27 protein-coding genes are annotated in these 14,760 nt (G+C 73.2%); all 27 read left to right on the top strand.

What is annotated here, in order from left to right; translation table 11 throughout:
• Positions 1-41 precede the first annotated feature (41 nt).
• The 27 genes from ABZ261_RS02365 to ABZ261_RS02495 all read left to right on the top strand — a co-directional run bounded on the left by ABZ261_RS02365 (position 42) and on the right by ABZ261_RS02495 (position 14,739).
• Positions 42-1,514, top strand: coding sequence for a UvrD-helicase domain-containing protein (locus ABZ261_RS02365; RefSeq protein WP_356854686.1), 1,473 nt, complete (start codon positions 42-44; stop codon positions 1,512-1,514).
• Positions 1,511-2,014, top strand: coding sequence for a hypothetical protein (locus tag ABZ261_RS02370; protein ID WP_356854687.1), 504 nt, complete (start codon positions 1,511-1,513; stop codon positions 2,012-2,014). The genes ABZ261_RS02365 and ABZ261_RS02370 overlap by 4 nt, the downstream gene beginning before the upstream one ends.
• A gap of 94 nt (positions 2,015-2,108) precedes the next feature.
• Positions 2,109-2,537: a WhiB family transcriptional regulator gene (locus ABZ261_RS02375; RefSeq protein ID WP_356854688.1), complete on the top strand. Its 429-nt coding sequence runs from the start codon at positions 2,109-2,111 to the stop codon at positions 2,535-2,537.
• 70 nt (positions 2,538-2,607) lie between these two features.
• A complete protein-coding gene (locus ABZ261_RS02380) occupies positions 2,608-3,603 on the top strand; it encodes a hypothetical protein (protein WP_356854689.1) in 996 nt (331 codons plus the stop codon).
• Positions 3,600-4,301 (top strand): hypothetical protein, encoded by a 702-nt coding sequence (locus ABZ261_RS02385; protein WP_356854690.1) that lies wholly within the window; start codon positions 3,600-3,602, stop codon positions 4,299-4,301. Before ABZ261_RS02380 ends, ABZ261_RS02385 begins: the two co-directional genes overlap by 4 nt.
• Positions 4,298-4,585 carry a hypothetical protein gene (locus tag ABZ261_RS02390; RefSeq protein ID WP_356854691.1) on the top strand — a complete coding sequence of 96 codons (288 nt, stop codon included), beginning with the start codon at positions 4,298-4,300 and terminating at the stop codon, positions 4,583-4,585. Before ABZ261_RS02385 ends, ABZ261_RS02390 begins: the two co-directional genes overlap by 4 nt.
• Positions 4,582-4,875, top strand: coding sequence for a hypothetical protein (locus tag ABZ261_RS02395; protein WP_356854692.1), 294 nt, complete (start codon positions 4,582-4,584; stop codon positions 4,873-4,875). Before ABZ261_RS02390 ends, ABZ261_RS02395 begins: the two co-directional genes overlap by 4 nt.
• Positions 4,872-5,084, top strand: a complete 213-nt coding sequence (locus tag ABZ261_RS02400; protein ID WP_356854693.1) for a DUF6011 domain-containing protein — start codon at positions 4,872-4,874, stop codon at positions 5,082-5,084. The genes ABZ261_RS02395 and ABZ261_RS02400 overlap by 4 nt, the downstream gene beginning before the upstream one ends.
• A 2-nt stretch (positions 5,085-5,086) precedes the next feature.
• Positions 5,087-5,248 (top strand): hypothetical protein, encoded by a 162-nt coding sequence (locus ABZ261_RS02405; protein ID WP_356854694.1) that lies wholly within the window; start codon positions 5,087-5,089, stop codon positions 5,246-5,248.
• 2 nt (positions 5,249-5,250) lie between these two features.
• The gene (gene ssb / locus ABZ261_RS02410) at positions 5,251-5,745 is read left to right on the top strand and encodes a single-stranded DNA-binding protein (protein WP_356854695.1); all 495 of its coding nucleotides are present in this window, start codon (positions 5,251-5,253) and stop codon (positions 5,743-5,745) included.
• Positions 5,745-5,921 (top strand): hypothetical protein, encoded by a 177-nt coding sequence (locus tag ABZ261_RS02415; RefSeq protein WP_356854696.1) that lies wholly within the window; start codon positions 5,745-5,747, stop codon positions 5,919-5,921. The genes ssb and ABZ261_RS02415 overlap by 1 nt, the downstream gene beginning before the upstream one ends.
• A 59-nt stretch (positions 5,922-5,980) precedes the next feature.
• Entirely contained in the window at positions 5,981-6,634 is a 654-nt protein-coding gene (locus tag ABZ261_RS02420; protein ID WP_356854697.1) for a hypothetical protein, read from the top strand.
• Positions 6,627-7,409, top strand: coding sequence for a hypothetical protein (locus ABZ261_RS02425; protein WP_356854698.1), 783 nt, complete (start codon positions 6,627-6,629; stop codon positions 7,407-7,409). Before ABZ261_RS02420 ends, ABZ261_RS02425 begins: the two co-directional genes overlap by 8 nt.
• Positions 7,406-7,543: a hypothetical protein gene (locus ABZ261_RS02430; protein ID WP_356854699.1), complete on the top strand. Its 138-nt coding sequence runs from the start codon at positions 7,406-7,408 to the stop codon at positions 7,541-7,543. Before ABZ261_RS02425 ends, ABZ261_RS02430 begins: the two co-directional genes overlap by 4 nt.
• 17 nt (positions 7,544-7,560) lie before the next feature.
• Positions 7,561-7,905 (top strand): hypothetical protein, encoded by a 345-nt coding sequence (locus ABZ261_RS02435; RefSeq protein ID WP_356854700.1) that lies wholly within the window; start codon positions 7,561-7,563, stop codon positions 7,903-7,905.
• 116 nt (positions 7,906-8,021) lie between these two features.
• Positions 8,022-8,468, top strand: coding sequence for a hypothetical protein (locus ABZ261_RS02440; RefSeq protein ID WP_356854701.1), 447 nt, complete (start codon positions 8,022-8,024; stop codon positions 8,466-8,468).
• On the top strand, positions 8,465-8,950 hold the full coding sequence (locus ABZ261_RS02445; protein WP_356854702.1) for a histone-like nucleoid-structuring protein Lsr2: 486 nt from the start codon (positions 8,465-8,467) through the stop codon (positions 8,948-8,950). The genes ABZ261_RS02440 and ABZ261_RS02445 overlap by 4 nt, the downstream gene beginning before the upstream one ends.
• Before the next feature lie 57 nt (positions 8,951-9,007).
• Positions 9,008-9,367 (top strand): hypothetical protein, encoded by a 360-nt coding sequence (locus ABZ261_RS02450; protein ID WP_356854703.1) that lies wholly within the window; start codon positions 9,008-9,010, stop codon positions 9,365-9,367.
• 83 nt (positions 9,368-9,450) lie between these two features.
• Complete coding sequence (locus ABZ261_RS02455; protein WP_356854704.1) at positions 9,451-9,759, top strand: hypothetical protein; 309 nt, start codon at positions 9,451-9,453, stop codon at positions 9,757-9,759.
• 2 nt (positions 9,760-9,761) lie between these two features.
• Positions 9,762-10,367, top strand: a complete 606-nt coding sequence (locus ABZ261_RS02460; RefSeq protein WP_356854705.1) for a hypothetical protein — start codon at positions 9,762-9,764, stop codon at positions 10,365-10,367.
• 402 nt (positions 10,368-10,769) lie between these two features.
• On the top strand, positions 10,770-11,456 hold the full coding sequence (locus ABZ261_RS02465) for a hypothetical protein (protein WP_356854706.1): 687 nt from the start codon (positions 10,770-10,772) through the stop codon (positions 11,454-11,456).
• Entirely contained in the window at positions 11,443-11,733 is a 291-nt protein-coding gene (locus tag ABZ261_RS02470; protein WP_356854707.1) for a hypothetical protein, read from the top strand. The genes ABZ261_RS02465 and ABZ261_RS02470 overlap by 14 nt, the downstream gene beginning before the upstream one ends.
• A 179-nt stretch (positions 11,734-11,912) precedes the next feature.
• Positions 11,913-12,866 (top strand): DUF2637 domain-containing protein, encoded by a 954-nt coding sequence (locus tag ABZ261_RS02475; RefSeq protein WP_356854708.1) that lies wholly within the window; start codon positions 11,913-11,915, stop codon positions 12,864-12,866.
• A 12-nt stretch (positions 12,867-12,878) separates the two neighbouring features.
• On the top strand, positions 12,879-13,034 hold the full coding sequence (locus ABZ261_RS02480; RefSeq protein ID WP_356854709.1) for a hypothetical protein: 156 nt from the start codon (positions 12,879-12,881) through the stop codon (positions 13,032-13,034).
• 228 nt (positions 13,035-13,262) lie between these two features.
• Positions 13,263-13,619: a hypothetical protein gene (locus ABZ261_RS02485; protein ID WP_356854710.1), complete on the top strand. Its 357-nt coding sequence runs from the start codon at positions 13,263-13,265 to the stop codon at positions 13,617-13,619.
• The gene (locus tag ABZ261_RS02490; RefSeq protein ID WP_356854711.1) at positions 13,616-14,128 is read left to right on the top strand and encodes a hypothetical protein; all 513 of its coding nucleotides are present in this window, start codon (positions 13,616-13,618) and stop codon (positions 14,126-14,128) included. Before ABZ261_RS02485 ends, ABZ261_RS02490 begins: the two co-directional genes overlap by 4 nt.
• Positions 14,125-14,739: a hypothetical protein gene (locus tag ABZ261_RS02495; RefSeq protein ID WP_356854712.1), complete on the top strand. Its 615-nt coding sequence runs from the start codon at positions 14,125-14,127 to the stop codon at positions 14,737-14,739. Before ABZ261_RS02490 ends, ABZ261_RS02495 begins: the two co-directional genes overlap by 4 nt.
• Positions 14,740-14,760 lie beyond the last annotated feature (21 nt).

Below are 14,760 nucleotides of genomic sequence, written 5' to 3' on the forward strand. Positions count from 1 at the left end.
GGGGCGGGCCCGCACCCCGAGAAAGGAGGTGCACCACAGTGGTGAACCCCACCCCAGAGCAGGCAGAAGCCATCGCCGCGTACGGCGACGGGCTGGACCTGGTCCTCCAGGCCGGCGCGGGTTGCGGCAAGTCCTCGACGCTCAAGATGATCGCTCGCAGCGACCAGCGGCGCCGGATGACGTACGTCGCCTACAACGCGGCGATCGCCGCGGACGCCCGCCGCAGCTTCCCGAGCACGGTCCTGTGCAAGACCGGCCACGGCCTCGCCTTCGACCCGAAGTACGGCGCGCGTCTGCAGCGGCCCCGCCAGACCGCCCACCAGGCCGCGCAGGCCCTCGACGTCCGGAAGATCCTCGGCATCATCGGCGCAACCCCGACGATCCGCACGGACGTCGGCGGTCAGAAGGCCATGACCAGCAAGATCATCATGCGGATTGCGCTGGACACCGTGCAGCGCTGGTGCCACAGCGCGGACGACGAGATCACGGAGACGCACGTCCCGCAGTACGACGGGCTCACGAAGGAGCGCGCCCGCGCCGAGCTGGTCGCGCTCGCTCTGCCGGTCGCCCGCGCCGCGTGGCAGGACCTGCTCCACGACGACAGCGTGCTGAACCTGACCCACGACCACTACCTGAAGATGTGGGCCCTGTCCCGGCCGCGGATCCCCACGGACGTGGTCCTCCTCGACGAGGCCCAGGACACCAACGACGTCCTGTCCGCGGTCCTGCTCGCCCAGGAGCACGCGCAGCGCATCGCCGTCGGCGACTCTGCCCAGCAGATCTACAGCTGGCGCGGCGCCAACGATGCCCTGGCCAAGTTCGTCCGCGAGCTCGGCTGCCCGGAGCTCACCCTGTCGCAGTCGTTCCGGTTCGGCCCCGCCATCGCCGCCCGGGCCAACATCTGGCTGCGCCTCATCGACGCCCCGTTGCGCCTGACCGGCTGGGAGGGCACCGAGTCCACCGTCGGCCCCCTGGACGCTCCCGACGCGATCCTGTGCCGCACCAACGCCGGTGCGATGGGCATCGTCATGGAGGGTCTCGCCGCCGGCCGCAAGGTGGCGTTGGTCGGCGGCGGTGGCGACATCAAGCGGCTGGCCTGGGCCGCCGAAGCGCTCCAGCAGGGCCAGCCCACCGACCACCCGGAGCTGATGGGGTTCGCCTCCTGGGACGACGTCCGCCAGTACGCCGCCGAGGAGGACGGCTCCCTCGAGGTCCTCGTGAAGCTCATCGACGAGCACGGGCCGGACCGGATCGTCACGGCCGCGGACGGTCTGTGCTCGGAGCAGCAGGCCGAACTGGTTGTGTCGACCGCTCACCGCTCGAAGGGCCGGGAGTGGCCGGCCGTCCGCATCCACGCGGACTTCCGGGCGCCGAAGCCGGAGCAGGCGACCGGTCTGGTGGTCCTGCCGCGCGAGGAGGCCCGGCTCGCGTACGTCGCTGTGACCCGGGCCCGTGAGCAGCTCGACGACACCGCGCTTGCTTGGGTGCGCGAGGTGACGGCGGTGAGCGAATGACGACCTATGACGCCCGCGTCAACGGCGTCCCGACGGGTCGTCACCGCGGCTGGATCCCGGTACAGCTGGCCGTGCCGACCGTGTGGATGGCCACGCCGGACGGGCTGGTCCTGCTCGACCTGATCGCTGTGGAGCTGGCCGCCAACGGCCTCCGCAAGGGCTGGACGCTCACCTCGGACGAGGCCCGGTACACCGCCAGCCTGCTGTTCGAGCGCGGGTTGCCGTACTCGGTCATCGCCAACCGAGTCGGGGTGAGTGGGGGAACGCTGAAGGCCTGGTTCCCGGACAAGGCCGTGCCTGCGGCTCCCGAGCTGGCGCGGGACGGCGGCCGGAAGGTGAAGCCGTCGTCCGACGTCCGGTGCGGCACGCGCCGCGGCTACGGCCGGCATCACCGCCGCGGTGAGACGCCGTGCCAGCCGTGCAAGGACGCCAACGCCGCCGCCGACCGCTTCTACCGCAAGCACGGCACGTACATCGGTGCTCCGGAGGTGGCCGCGTGACGCCCGTCGACGCCCGTCACCGCGACACCAGTTCGGATGCCGAACCGTTTGATCTTGCCTGGCCCTTCGCGGCCAGCGACCGGAAGGAGCCGTGATGGAGCGGGAGTGGGAGCTGCGGGCCTTGTGCCGCGGCTACGACCCGGAGATCTGGTTCTCCACGGAGACCGTGGCCCAGGCGAAGGCGCTCTGCATGCAGGAGTGCCCGGTCCAGGAGGAGTGCCTGGAGGCCACCCTCGCCCGTGAGTCGCAGACGGCGGACACCTCGCGGGCCGGGATCTTCGCCGGGCTCACGGGGGCGCAGAGGGCCGCGGTGGCCGCCGAGAGGCGCGGCCAGCTGCCGGTCGCCGCCACGACGGCGCCGCCCGGCTCGGGCCGCCCGCCGGCGCCCTGCGGCACGCGGTCCGCGTACAACCGGCACCTGCGCAAGGGGGAGCCCGTCGACGCGGCCTGCCGGGCCGCCAACAACCGCGCATACGCCGAGTACCGGGCGACCGGCTCCACCAAGGCCTCGACCCGACGTTAGCCGCCGGTGGCCCGGCGGATGGGACAGGCCGCCGGGCCACCGGTCATCACCACCCCTAGGAGACAAGCACGTGGGCAGCCGCCTGTACGTCGAGGTGCTCGACTTCGCACCGACGACGCTGACGCACCGCGAGAAGCTCGCGCTCGCTGTGCTGGCGGACGACGCCCGGGACTCAACGCGGATCACCTGGTCGTCCGTGGAGTCCGAGAAGATCCTCCGCCGCGCGCAGGTGTCGCGCGCCCAGATGTACGCAGTGATCAAGGCGCTCGTCGAGAAGGGCGTCCTGGAGAAGGTCACGGCCGGCCAGAAGAACGGCAAGGCCAAGTACCGGATCGTCCCCCTTCAGTGTCCGGAATTCCCAGACGCTGACGACGAGCCTCAGGGTCCGGATTCCCCGGACACTGACGACTCTCAGCGTCCCGGAACACCGGACCCTGAACCAGGGCTTGAGGGTCCGGGAATCCCGGACACTGACCCGGCTCAGCGTCCCGGAACACCGGACACTGACACTGAACCCCAGTGTCCGGAAAACGCGGACACTGACGACTCTCAGTGTCAGGAAATCCCTGACGTCAGTGTCAGGGAATCCCGGACACCTACTCACTCTCCTCTCTCTACAAGACCTCACTCGTTCGGCGAACCGCCGTCGTGGCCTGACCCTCAAGACGACGCGCCAGAAGACGAGGTCCTCGAGGGCGAACCGATCGACGACCCCCACACCGCCGACACACCACCCATCACCGCACAAACGATCGTGAGCGAGTGGCTCGACCGGTGCGCCTCACGCCCCCCGTCCCGCGTCATCGGCCAGATGGCCAAGGAGATCCGCGTCCTCCTCGAGGAAGACCACATCCACCCCGACTGGATCCGCCGCGGCATCGCCCTCTGGATGCGCAAGGGCCTGCACCCCTCGACGCTCCCCAGCGTCGTCAACGAGGTCATGAACACCGCCAGCCCCACCCCACAGCCCGGCCAGCCACAGCCCGCCGGCGGAACCGTCTTCGACCGCGCCCGGGCCCGCGCCGCAGCACGCGCCGCAGCACGCCAGGAAGGACAGACCCAGTGACCGAAGAAGAAGCCGTCCAGATCGCCGAGTACGTCGCCGCGGCCTGCCCCGCCCAGAAGTTCGGCGAGTACACCCCCGACGTCTGGGGCGAGATCCTCGCCCCGTACGCCGTCGACGAAGCCCGCGCCGCCGTCATCGCCATCGCCCGCCGCCAGCCCTTCATCTCCCCCGCCGAGATCGTCACCGAGATCCGCGAGCGCCGCGCCGAGCGCATCGAGCTGGCGAACATCGTCTACGACGGCAACCCCAACGAGACCGGCGCCCAGTCCGCCGCCGCCCTCCGCGAGATCGTCCGAGCCGCTGCAGACGGCCTCACAGGCCCCAGCAGCATCCGGAACTCCCTGGGGGCCGCCGAACGCCTCGCACTGCCCCCAGGAGCCGATCATGGCCCGTACAGCGGCCGCGCAGCCGCAGCCCGCGCCGCCATCGGCAAGATGCCCAGCAACCGCGACACCTCCAGCGACCCCCGCTCCAGGCCCTGCCGACGGTGCGGCGCCGCCCCCGGAGCCAGCTGCACCACCGGCGGCCGCCGCCGCCGCGACGTCCACCCGATCCGCCTCGAAGACACCCGGCGCGCCGCAGCCGGCCTGCCACTGATCGACCACGACGCCGTCGAAGCCCACATCAAGGCTGCCGCCGCCGCGGTCCTCTCCCGCAACCACGACGACGACCAGGAGCAGGAGGCCGAGGCGTCATGACGACCCCGCCCCCGCGCCGGCGCAGGCCCTACCGGTTCCCGTCGATGGCCGTGCAGTGCACCTGGTGCCGCGCACGCCCCGGGGAACTCTGCACGAACCAGCGCGGCACACAGGACCGCCGCCGCGACGTGCACAACACCCGCCAGACCGACTGGATCAGGGTCATGTCAACCCGGTGCCCGGAACGCATCTGCCAGGCCGACCCCGGCCAGCCCTGCACCATCACCCCCGACGTCCACCACGCCCGCACCCTCGCAGCCCGCACCCCACCCATCACGCCATGAAGAGACTCATCCCCTGCCGAGACTGCCGCCGCCCCATCCTCTGGACCATCACCGAGGCCGGCAAACGCCTGGCGGTCGACCCCGACCCGGACCCCGCCGGCAACACCGCCGTCCGCTGCGACGGAACCGGCGCCTGGCGCTCGCGACGCCCCACCGCAGAACTCCCCCTCACCGGCTGGGAGCGCCTGCACAAGCCTCACATCGCCACCTGCCCCGCCCGCACCCAGCAGCTCGCACTCCCCACCGGCGTGACCAGCCTCGCCGAGCACCGCCGAAGGAGACGCCGGTGAAGTGCCGCTACTGCCCCCGGACCCTCCACACCCCGGAGTCCCAGGCCCGCGGCTACGGCCCCATCTGCGGCCGCAAGCACGGCCTCATCCAGCCCCCGGCACCCCGTCAGCGCGCCACGACGGCACCCGTCACCCCCGTCACGACGCCCGACGTGCACCCCAACCAGACCGCCATCCCGATCCAGACCGTTATCCCCATGGAGCTCTGACCATGCCGCTGCACGACGGCCACCGCACCACCCCGCACACCCGAGGCAGAGACAACCCCGCGCTGGACGCCGCCCAGCACCTCACCGCCCTCGGCCACCACGTCCACTACGTCGCCAGCAACGAGTCCCGCTGCATCAGCGGCCACTGCACCAAGGAGAACTGACCTTGCTTCCCACCCTGACCGGCGTCGGCCGACTCACCGCCGACCCCGAACTCCGCTTCACCCAGTCCCAGAAGGCCGTCGCCAGCGTCCCCCTCGCCTTCAACAGCCGCCGGCTGAACAAGCAGACCAACCAGTGGGAGGACGGCGACGTCTTCTACATCCGCGGCACCGCCTGGGAGCGCCTCGCCGAGAACGTCGCCGAAACCCTCGCCAAGGGCATGGAGGTCCTCGTGTCCGGAGAACTCCGTACCGAGTCCTGGGAGAAGGACGGCGTCAAGCACGAACGGCCGGCCCTCCTCATCCGCTCCATCGCCCCCAACCTCGCCTACGCCATCGCGCAGGTCTCCAAGGACGCCGCAAGCCAGCAGAACGGCGGACAGCACACCGCACGACCCCAGCAGAACCAGCCCCAGCGCTCCCGACCGACCAGCCCCCCGCAGGACGACCCCTGGGCCGTCGACCAGGCCAACGGCTACAGCAACGAGCCGCCGTTCTGATGGCCGTCCTCCTCAACCTCCCCGGCGGCCCCGACGACGCCGCCGAGATCGTAGAAGCCCTCCTGGCCGCCGCCGAAACCCGCGTAGGCCACGCCCCCACCCAAGCCGCGCGCTGGCGCGAACTCGCCCATGACATCGGCGATGCCCTCGACCAGCTCCCCCCGACCAAGCAGTAACCCCCTCGCGGACAGGGCCCCCACGCAGGGACCCGCCCCGGCACCACACCGGAGCAACCATGTCCACGACACACACACCCAGCCCCCGGAACCAGGAACCGGAACCGGTTCGCCCCTGGTTCGCGCGCCTGTTCCGCCGCCCGGGCACGACCGCGGCCCCGTCCGAGACCGCCCGCTGGAAGGCCCGCGCCGAATCCGCCGAGCGCGAGCGTGACGCCGCGTACCGGGAGCGGGCGCAGCTGCTCGCCTGGCTCGCCGCCCTCCACCCCTCCTCCGCCGTGATCACCCCGGCCGCCGACGTCGACGAGGACGGCTGGCAGCTGCTGTACCTCGTGGCCGGCGGCTGGCAGATGTCCTGGCACATCCACCCGGCCGACGCCGGTCTGTTCCGGCACGTGACGGCCGTCAGCCCGGGCGACCCGCGGGCGCGGTGGGACGGCCACGACACCGAGCAGAAGTACAAGCGGCTGCGCTCCCACGTCCGGCTCCTGGCGCTCGCGAACCTCGTCGGTGACAGCCCGTCGACGGGCGTCGTCGACGAGGTCGGTGCGGCCGTGCTGGAGGAGGCCGCGGACCATCTGGTGCGGCGGGCGTCCGAGCTGTGGGCGCCGTCGACGCCGGCACACGCCGTGATGATCGCCGACGCTGCAGAGCTGCGGGATCTGGCGCGCCGCCGGCTTCCCCAGGGCAGCACGGAGGTGCCCAGTGCCTGACGTACTGGAGCCGACCGACCGTCGGACGAACATCGCCTTCATCGACTGCGAGACCACGCACCTCGACGCCGCGATCGGCGAGGCCTGGGAGGTCGCCGTCATCCTCCGCCGGCACGACAACGGCCGGACCACCGACACCGAGTACGTGTGGCAGTTCGCCATCGACGAGGCCGCCGCCGACCCCGAGGCCCTCCGCATCGGCCGCTACCGTGAACGCCACCTCGTCGACCCCAGCTGGGGCGCCGCGTTCACCGGCCCCGGCCCGATCCTCCCGTGCAGCCGCGCCAGCGCCATCGAGGCCATCATCAGCGTCCTGTCCGGCGCCGTCCTGGTCGGCTCCAACCCGGCCTTCGACGATCGGTTCCTGCGGAAGCTTGTCGGTCCCGGGTGTGCCCGGTGGCACTACCGGCCGTACGACATCGTCCAGCTGGCCGCCGCGAAGGTCGGCTTGGAGGCGGCTGGCCCACTGCCCTGGTCGTCGTACGCGCTGTCCCGGGCGGTCGGGGTGGAGCCTCCGACGGAGGAGGCCGCGCACACGGCGCTCGGCGATGCCCGCTGGGCGCGCGACGTGTACGACGCCACCCGCCGCCCTCGGTTCGAGCTCACCCCGGAGAGCCGCGACCTTCACCGGGCGCAGGAGGTCATCGAGCGCGTCCGCCAGCTTGCAGCGCAGTGGGATACCCCCGATGTGCTCGGCACTACCGACCGAGCCGTTCTCCTGGCGTGGAAGCAAGCCGCGGCCGAGCTGCGGGCCACGCTCGACGGCCCGTCGTGACGGGCGTCATCGGGTTCCTGCTGCTCGTCACGACCATGTCGGCCGTCCTGTGCGGCCACCACAACGAGCCGCTCCCGCCGGCCGTCCGGCGCGCCGCCCGCGCCCTGGCCCGCCGCCGCCGGCACCGCCCCTGACGACGAAAGGCATCCACGTGACCACCACTGACCACTCCTTCGGTCTGTCCCCCCTCAGAGTCATCGCTGTCGACCTGGACGGCGTCCCCATGGACTGCGAGGACGACGACACCGCTCACGTCTGGGTTCGAGTCTTGGGCTGGAGCCCACGCCGCGCCTTCCTCACCGGTGCCGCACCGTTCGCCGCTGCCGCCCGGTGCCAGCCTGCCGACCTCACCGGCCGGGTCTTCCTCGCCCGCCTCGACCTCAACAACCCGCCCAGCAACGACGACACCGCAGGCGAGCGGCTGGAGTGGCCCGACCTGTGCGAGGCACCCCCGCTCCCGAGGGAGTGGACGCGCCCCCACGGCACGCCCACCTGACCAGCACTGCCGACCGCTGCCCCACCTCCCCGGCCCGCGCCACCACCGGCGCGGGCCGAACGCACTCCCTGACCAGCTCGAACCGTTGCACCAGTAACCACCCGGAAGGACCGCACATGCACCGCGACCTCCCCCACGACCCGTACATCACCGCGGTCACCACCGCGCTCACCGCCGCAGGCCTGGAGCCCACCGACTGGTGGACCAGCGACGCCGAGGTCGACCGCTACGACACCGGCCCCGACGCCGGCTGCACCACGATGCTCGACGCCCACCTCGTGTGGACGGCCAGCGTCGGCCACCCGCACGGCCTGCACCTGCTGTGGGAGCACCCGGCCGAGCAGTGGCAGTGGGCGCCGCGGATGCAGCACGGCGAGCTGGAGCGGGAGCCGGACTTCCTGCCGACGCTCGGCCGGTGGTCCGACCCGGCCGCGGTGGTCGCGGTGGTGCGGGCGCTGCTGGCCGGCGACCCGCTGCCGGAGCGGCCCGCCCCGGACTGGCACGAGGCCGACAGCGTGCGGCGCGCCGTAGACGCGTGGGCCGCGGCCGAGACCGGCGAATGACCATCGCCGCCCTCCGCCGCCTCCTGGACGAGATCGACCGCCAGGGCGGCCCCGAAGCCGCCCGCGAGAGCCGCCTCCACCTCAACGAAGGGACACCCGTGACCACCTCCGTCGACGCCGACGAGACGCCCGAGCAGCTGCCCGTCGGCAAGCTCCTCGCCTGGGGCGACCAGCACACCGATCCCGACGTCCAGGACCAGGCCGCCCGCGCCCGGGCCGCGCTCGTCGGCCTCCGCCAGCGGTACGCCGCGGACCGGGAGCTGGCCGCCATCGCCAGCGAGCGGGAGCAGCTGGAGCGGCGCCTCGCCGAGATCCGCGCCCGGGAGGCCGAGCTGGTGCCGGTGAAGGCGAAGAAGTCCCGGAAGTCCGTGGACTATCCCGCGGCTGAGGTGCGCGCCTGGGCGCGGGAGCACGGCATGCACTGCCCGCCCGTCGGTCGTGTCCCGCGGGACGTCGTGGAGGCCTGGCGTGCGCTCCAGTAGCCGTTCGGCACCTGCTCGCCGCCGTCACACCCACCCACCACACCGGAGGAGATCCGTATGAGCACCGCCGACCAGCAGCTCACCCCCGCCGAGATCCGTCTCTCCCAGTACGTGCAGCGCACCAGCACCTGGTCCACCGCCACGCACAACGACGGCACCGAGAAGGCGTTGTACGAGATCGCGCTCGGGCTAAAGGGCGAGGTGGACCGGCTCCGCGCCAAACTCGCCAACGTGACCAGGCAGCGCGATCACTGGCACGCCGAGGTCCAGTACGCCGACGCCCGGATCGCCGAGCTGACCCGCCGTACCACCCGCGTGCAGTGCGGCGACTGCGGGGCGGTCGGCGGCATCCGCCCGGGCGACGACGGACGCGCCTACCTCCGTCCGTCCGGCCAGATCGGGCACGGCGCCGGGTGATTCGTCCGCCCTGCAAAGCGACGGCCGCCGCTGGAGAAAGCAGCGGCGGCCGCGAGCCCCGACCCTACCCAGCTGGAGCGACCATGACCGACCGCCCCACCCGCCCCCGCTGCGGGAACGACCCGCGCGCTCAACTCACCGACGGCGACCGCCAGGCCGTCGCCGGCTTCCGCGCCTACCTCGCCGCCCGGGCCGCCCTCCGCGCCCGCATCACCGCCACCCTCGCCCGCCAGGCCGACGCCGACGTGCAGCGCGTGACCGCCCTGTACGAGCGGTGGGTGAAGGCCGGCCCGCCACCGCTCGGCGTGCCCATCGCCCGCTGGTGGGACGCCCGGCTCGCCGAGCTGCACGACGCGATCCTCCCGCCCACCGACCAGACCGAGGAGCAGTGACCATGGACCAGCAGGAGCAGACCGCAGCCGTCAACTGGCAGGCCATCGCCGAACAGCGCGAGCACGAGCGGGACCAGCTGCACCAAGTCCTGCACCTCCTGCGCTACGGCATGGCCCGCGCCGGCAGCGCGGAACTCGCAGCCAGCTACGTCGTGCAGCTGATCGACACCACGATGGAGATGGCCACGGGCAGCGCCCTGGAGCCCTGCGACGCGGACGCCCGCGCCGCGCGCGCCAACGAGGCTGAGGCGCAGAGGGACAGCGCGTACCGCGAGCGCGCCCACCTCGTCGCCCTCCTCACCGCCCTCACCGACGGCGCGGTCATCACCGACGCCCGCGACGTGGACGAGCCCGGCTGGCAGATCGTCTACCTCACCCTCGGCGGCCGGCAGTGCTCCTGGCACATCAGCCCCCGGGACACCGACCTCTTCCAACACGTGGAGCGCGTCGGCGCCCTGGACGTGCGCGCCCTGTGGGACGGCCACACCACGGAGGAGAAGTACGCGCACATCGCCGCGTGGACGGCGGAGCTGGCGCAGCGCTGCGGGCCGGCCTGCGCGGAGCAGCACACCGAGCGCGGGCGCTGCGAGATCGCGAGGAACCGATGACCGCCCGCCTGGCAGTCACCGTACGGACCACAGCCGAGGAGGCGGTGACCATGGCCGAGCGCCGTCAGGCCAGCCCGCTGCTCTCCTCGTCCACTTGCGCACGCAGACGCTTGAGGGCCTCATCCACCCACGCCGGCCCCTTGACCGGCCGACGACGGGGCGAGGGCGCGAACGCCTTCAAGACATCTGCGTCCGGCAGGTCCTCCCCCGGATACCGACTCAGCTCTTCCACACGCTGCGAACGAACCGGGCCCGACCGACGTCACCAGGCATCCCCCGACAGCACCAACGGTTCGCACAGACCCTGAGCATGCGGAAGGGGTGCGTCCCCAACCTCCCCAGGCCGGACGCACCCCAGGCAGTGATCACCGTACCGCCCCACCCAGACACAGGAGCAGCACCGTGACCGCCGCCGACGACCTCGACACCATCACCGAACGCTGGACCACCCTCCAAGAACGTGCCGGCACCCGACCCACCACCACCTGGCCCCCCGCCATGGGCATCACCCGCCTCCTCACCGAAGAAGAGCGCGCCGCCCAGGCCGCCGAACGCGCCGACACCAACCCGGACGCCCCCGGCCCCCGACCCGCCCCCGTCGACGTCAACGTCCTGGACGTCATGACGACCATCGAAACCGGCCTCATCACCGCCGCGGACTGGCTCGCGAGCAGGGTCCAGCGGCCGGCCTTCAAGGCGCCAACCGGACACGGCTGGAGCGACGACGTCCACCGCGCCGCCGTCCTCCTCGCCGCGAAGGACGCCGCCGACCCGCGCCGCTGGCAGTACACCGGGCAGCGCACCGCCCCGGACGCTGCCGAGTGGCTCGCCCTCCGACTCCGCGACCAGCCCGGCCCGTTCCGCAAGCTCGACGAGGCCGAGCGCCAGGCCGTCGCCGAAGTCGCCGCGGCCGGCGCCGAGCTGATCCGGAAGACGCTGGGTGACGCCCGTCGACGGGAGGCCGTACCCCACCCGTGCCCGCCGTGCGGCGGCCAGCTGGTCGTCGAGGGCGGGGACGGCGCACCCCCTGTCCTGCTCTGCGAGGACTGTGGCCGCACCTGGACGGAGGCACCCAGTGACGCCGCCTGACCGACACCGCAACGAGTCGTGCGACGTACCGGCCGAGCACGCGCCCGGCCCCGCACGCCCGTACCCGTGCGGCTGGCGCTGCGACCGGCACGCGCCCTGGGCGGCCGCCGGCCAGCCCGAACCCCAGCCCGGCCCGGGCATTCCCGCCGGAGCCTGGACCACCCCCAGCCCGATCAACGACAGCCGCGTCCACGACGCCCGGGCGGTCGCCTCAGGGAAGCGACGCGCCAACCCGCAGGCGTACCGCGCCGCGCAGGCCGCCACGGGCAAGCCGTGACGCCCGTCGACACCCCGTCACCGCTCAGTCGTTGAACCTGTGGAACCACCCGCGCCCAGCGCGGTACCGTCATGGACGGCAGATGCCCCACGTAGGGCGTCACCCTCCACATGAAGCGAGCCCCGGACGCGGAGACTGCAACTCCGGCCGAGGCTCTGACCGCAGGAGAGTGACCTCCTATGGCTGAGCTGCACCCTAGTGCGCCCACGCCCACCCAGACCAGCCCCACGCCCGCGGCCACCGGCGGACTCGGCCTCGCCATCGGCGCCGCCACCATCATCACCGCCATCACCGGCATCGCGTTCTGGCTGTCGTACCACCACCTGCACGACGTCGCCGCCGGCAACGGCCTCGGCATCGACCCCGCCCGCGCCTGGGCCTGGCCCGCCGTGCTCGACCTGTTCTACCTGGCCGGCGAACTGCTGATCCTCCGCGCCTCCTACCTGCGCACCGTCGACCCCTGGGCCATCGCCCTCACCGCCATCGGAGCTCTCGGCTCGATCGGCCTGAACGTGGCCGGCGTCGGCGCCCACGCATCCGTGCTGGAGTACACCGTGGCCGCGGTCCCGCCCGTGGCCGCGCTGCTGGCCTTCGGCGCGCTGATGCGGCAGCTGCACGTTTGGTTCGCCCACCGCGACGAGCTGCCCCCCGCCGACGCCCCGTCGACGCCCCGTCAGAGCAGCGTCGAAGCCGAGCCCGTGACCACCGTCGTGGAGCGCGTCTCCCCGCAGCAGCCGGTACCGCCGATGCCGTCCCAGGCGCCGCAGCAGCCCCTCCCGCCCTCGAGCGGGCAGCAGGCCATCGCTGCTCCCGCCCACAGCTGGCAGCAGACCGTTCCGCCGGGCACCCACCTCCTGCCGATCGTGCCCCGCCCCACCGGGCCCGCGCCGGCTGCCACACCCGCGCCCACGCCGATCAAGTACAGCGACCCGCGGTGCGCCGTGATCCGCGCCCTGTACAACACCCAGCCGCCGACCCGGCCGGGCACGAAGGCGATGCGCGAGGCCCTCGTCCGCGCGGGCTACGAGGCACCGTCCGACGGCATCATCCGCGGCACCCTGCGCACCGAGGTTGAGGCCCATGAGCCGCACCTCGCGCAGCTGCCGCCTGCCCCGTTCGCCATCGGCGCCTGACCGCCCACAGCCGTGCTCACCGCCGTCTTCGGCGTCTGCTGTGCTGCGTGCGCGCTGCTCGCGCTCGCCGGTCTGGCTCTCGTGGCCCCTTCCGACGTCCCTCGCATCACCGGGACGTGCGCCTTCATCCTCACCCTCGCGGCGCTCGGCGTCGCCATCCTCCGCTGAGGACCCATGGACCCGATCATCCCGACCCGGATCATTCCCGGGGGCGTCCCGCTGCCGCCCGGGCCGCCCGCGCCGGGCGCCGTCCCGCCCTGGCGCACCCCGCCGCCACCTCCGCCACCTCCGCCACCTCCGCCACCTCCGCCGCCTCCGCCGCCGGCCGCCCCCGCGCCCCCGCCGCCGGTACCCGTCTCGCCCCCCGCGCCGACCGTCGTCCACCACGTCCACGAGGTGCTGCTGGTCGTACCGGAGCCCGAGCCGGACCGCCGCCCGCGGCTGTGGGAGCGGCTGTGGGACTGGCTGGTCACCTGGCGGATGATCGCCGCGATCCTCGCCGCGCTCGTCCCCTGGGCGGGCGGCCGCAGCCCGGTCGGGATCTGGGCGCACACCGTCCACCAGGCCCGCACCGAGGCCGGCATCCTCGCCGCCTACGTCATCGCCGGCGTGGCGATCGCCGCGGCCTGGGCCCTGGACCGGCACACCGGCCGGGCCGTACCCCGCGCTCTCCTCCTCACCGCCCTCCTCGGCTCCCTCGGCGTCCTCGACTGGTACGACGCCCTGACCCTGCTCACCGGAGTACACCGATGACCGGCACCACCACCCTCACCCTCGGCGGCCTCCTCGCCGCCCTGCTCGTCCTCCTCGCCAACCTCCACCCCTGGTGGAAGGGCGGCCGGGAGATGAAGCAGCTGGCACCGTTCGGCAAGGGCTTCAGCGCCGCCGCGTGCGCCGCGGCCTGCCCCGGCGGCATCCTCGGGTGGGCCCACACCCACACCGGGACCGCCGCCAACGGCGCCGGCGGGCGGACCAGCATCGCCACCAGCGGCACAACCTCGAGTGCTGCACTCACCACCGGGCAGCTCGTCGGCCTCGGCGCGACGGGCGCCGCCATCGCCGTCCTGGTCGTCTTCCTCGTCAGCCTGGAGTACAAGCAGGCCGGGAGGAAGGACAAGCGGAGAATCATTGGCGGCGCGTTCGTCGGCAGCACCTTCCTCCTCACCGCAGGCGTGGCCGGCGCTCTCGCCTGGCTGCCCGGCGCGCTGAACGGCACCGGAGACGCGATCGTCGCCGCGGTCCAGGGGGCGGGGATCCTGTGAGCCGCCTCGCCCGCCCCGCCGCCCGGCTCGCCACCGGCTCCGCGGCCGTGTCCCGCAGCCTCGGCCGGCGTGCTGCCGCCTGGGTCGCGCGCGGCCGCCGCCACGACCTCACCGGCTGGCGCGCCGCCCTCGGCTGCTGGGCACGCCTCGCCGCGCTGGCATTCGGCGTGTACCTGCTGTGGCGGATCGCCCGCGCCCTGCCCGCCCTGCTGTGGCTGCTGTCCGCAGCGTGGACGGCCGCAGCCTGGCGCGCCGGACGCCCCGCCGCGCAGGAGCCCACCGAGGCCCCCGCCGAGGCCCCCGCGGAGCCTGCTCCGGCACTCGACCGGGAGTCCGTCCGCACCCTCCTGCTGACCCTCATGGGGGACGGCTCCGGAGTGCACCTGCGCACCGTCCTCGCCTACCTCCAGCAGCACCCCCCGACAGCCCCGCTCACGGCCGGCTGGACGGTGACGGATCTGCGCGCCCGTCTGGCCGCGCTGGAGGTGCCCGTGAACCGCTCCGTGAAGGTGGCCGGCGTGCCCACGTGGGGGGTGCGCCGACGGGACCTGGAGGCCCCTTCCCCGGAGGCGGCCCAGGAGGCGTCTACCGAGGCATCTACCGCCGCCTGACCTGCACGTCTACCGGCCCAT

It is taken from the genome of Streptomyces sp. NPDC006193 (assembly GCF_040613915.1).
Taxonomy (GTDB): Bacteria; Actinomycetota; Actinomycetes; order Streptomycetales; family Streptomycetaceae; genus Streptomyces.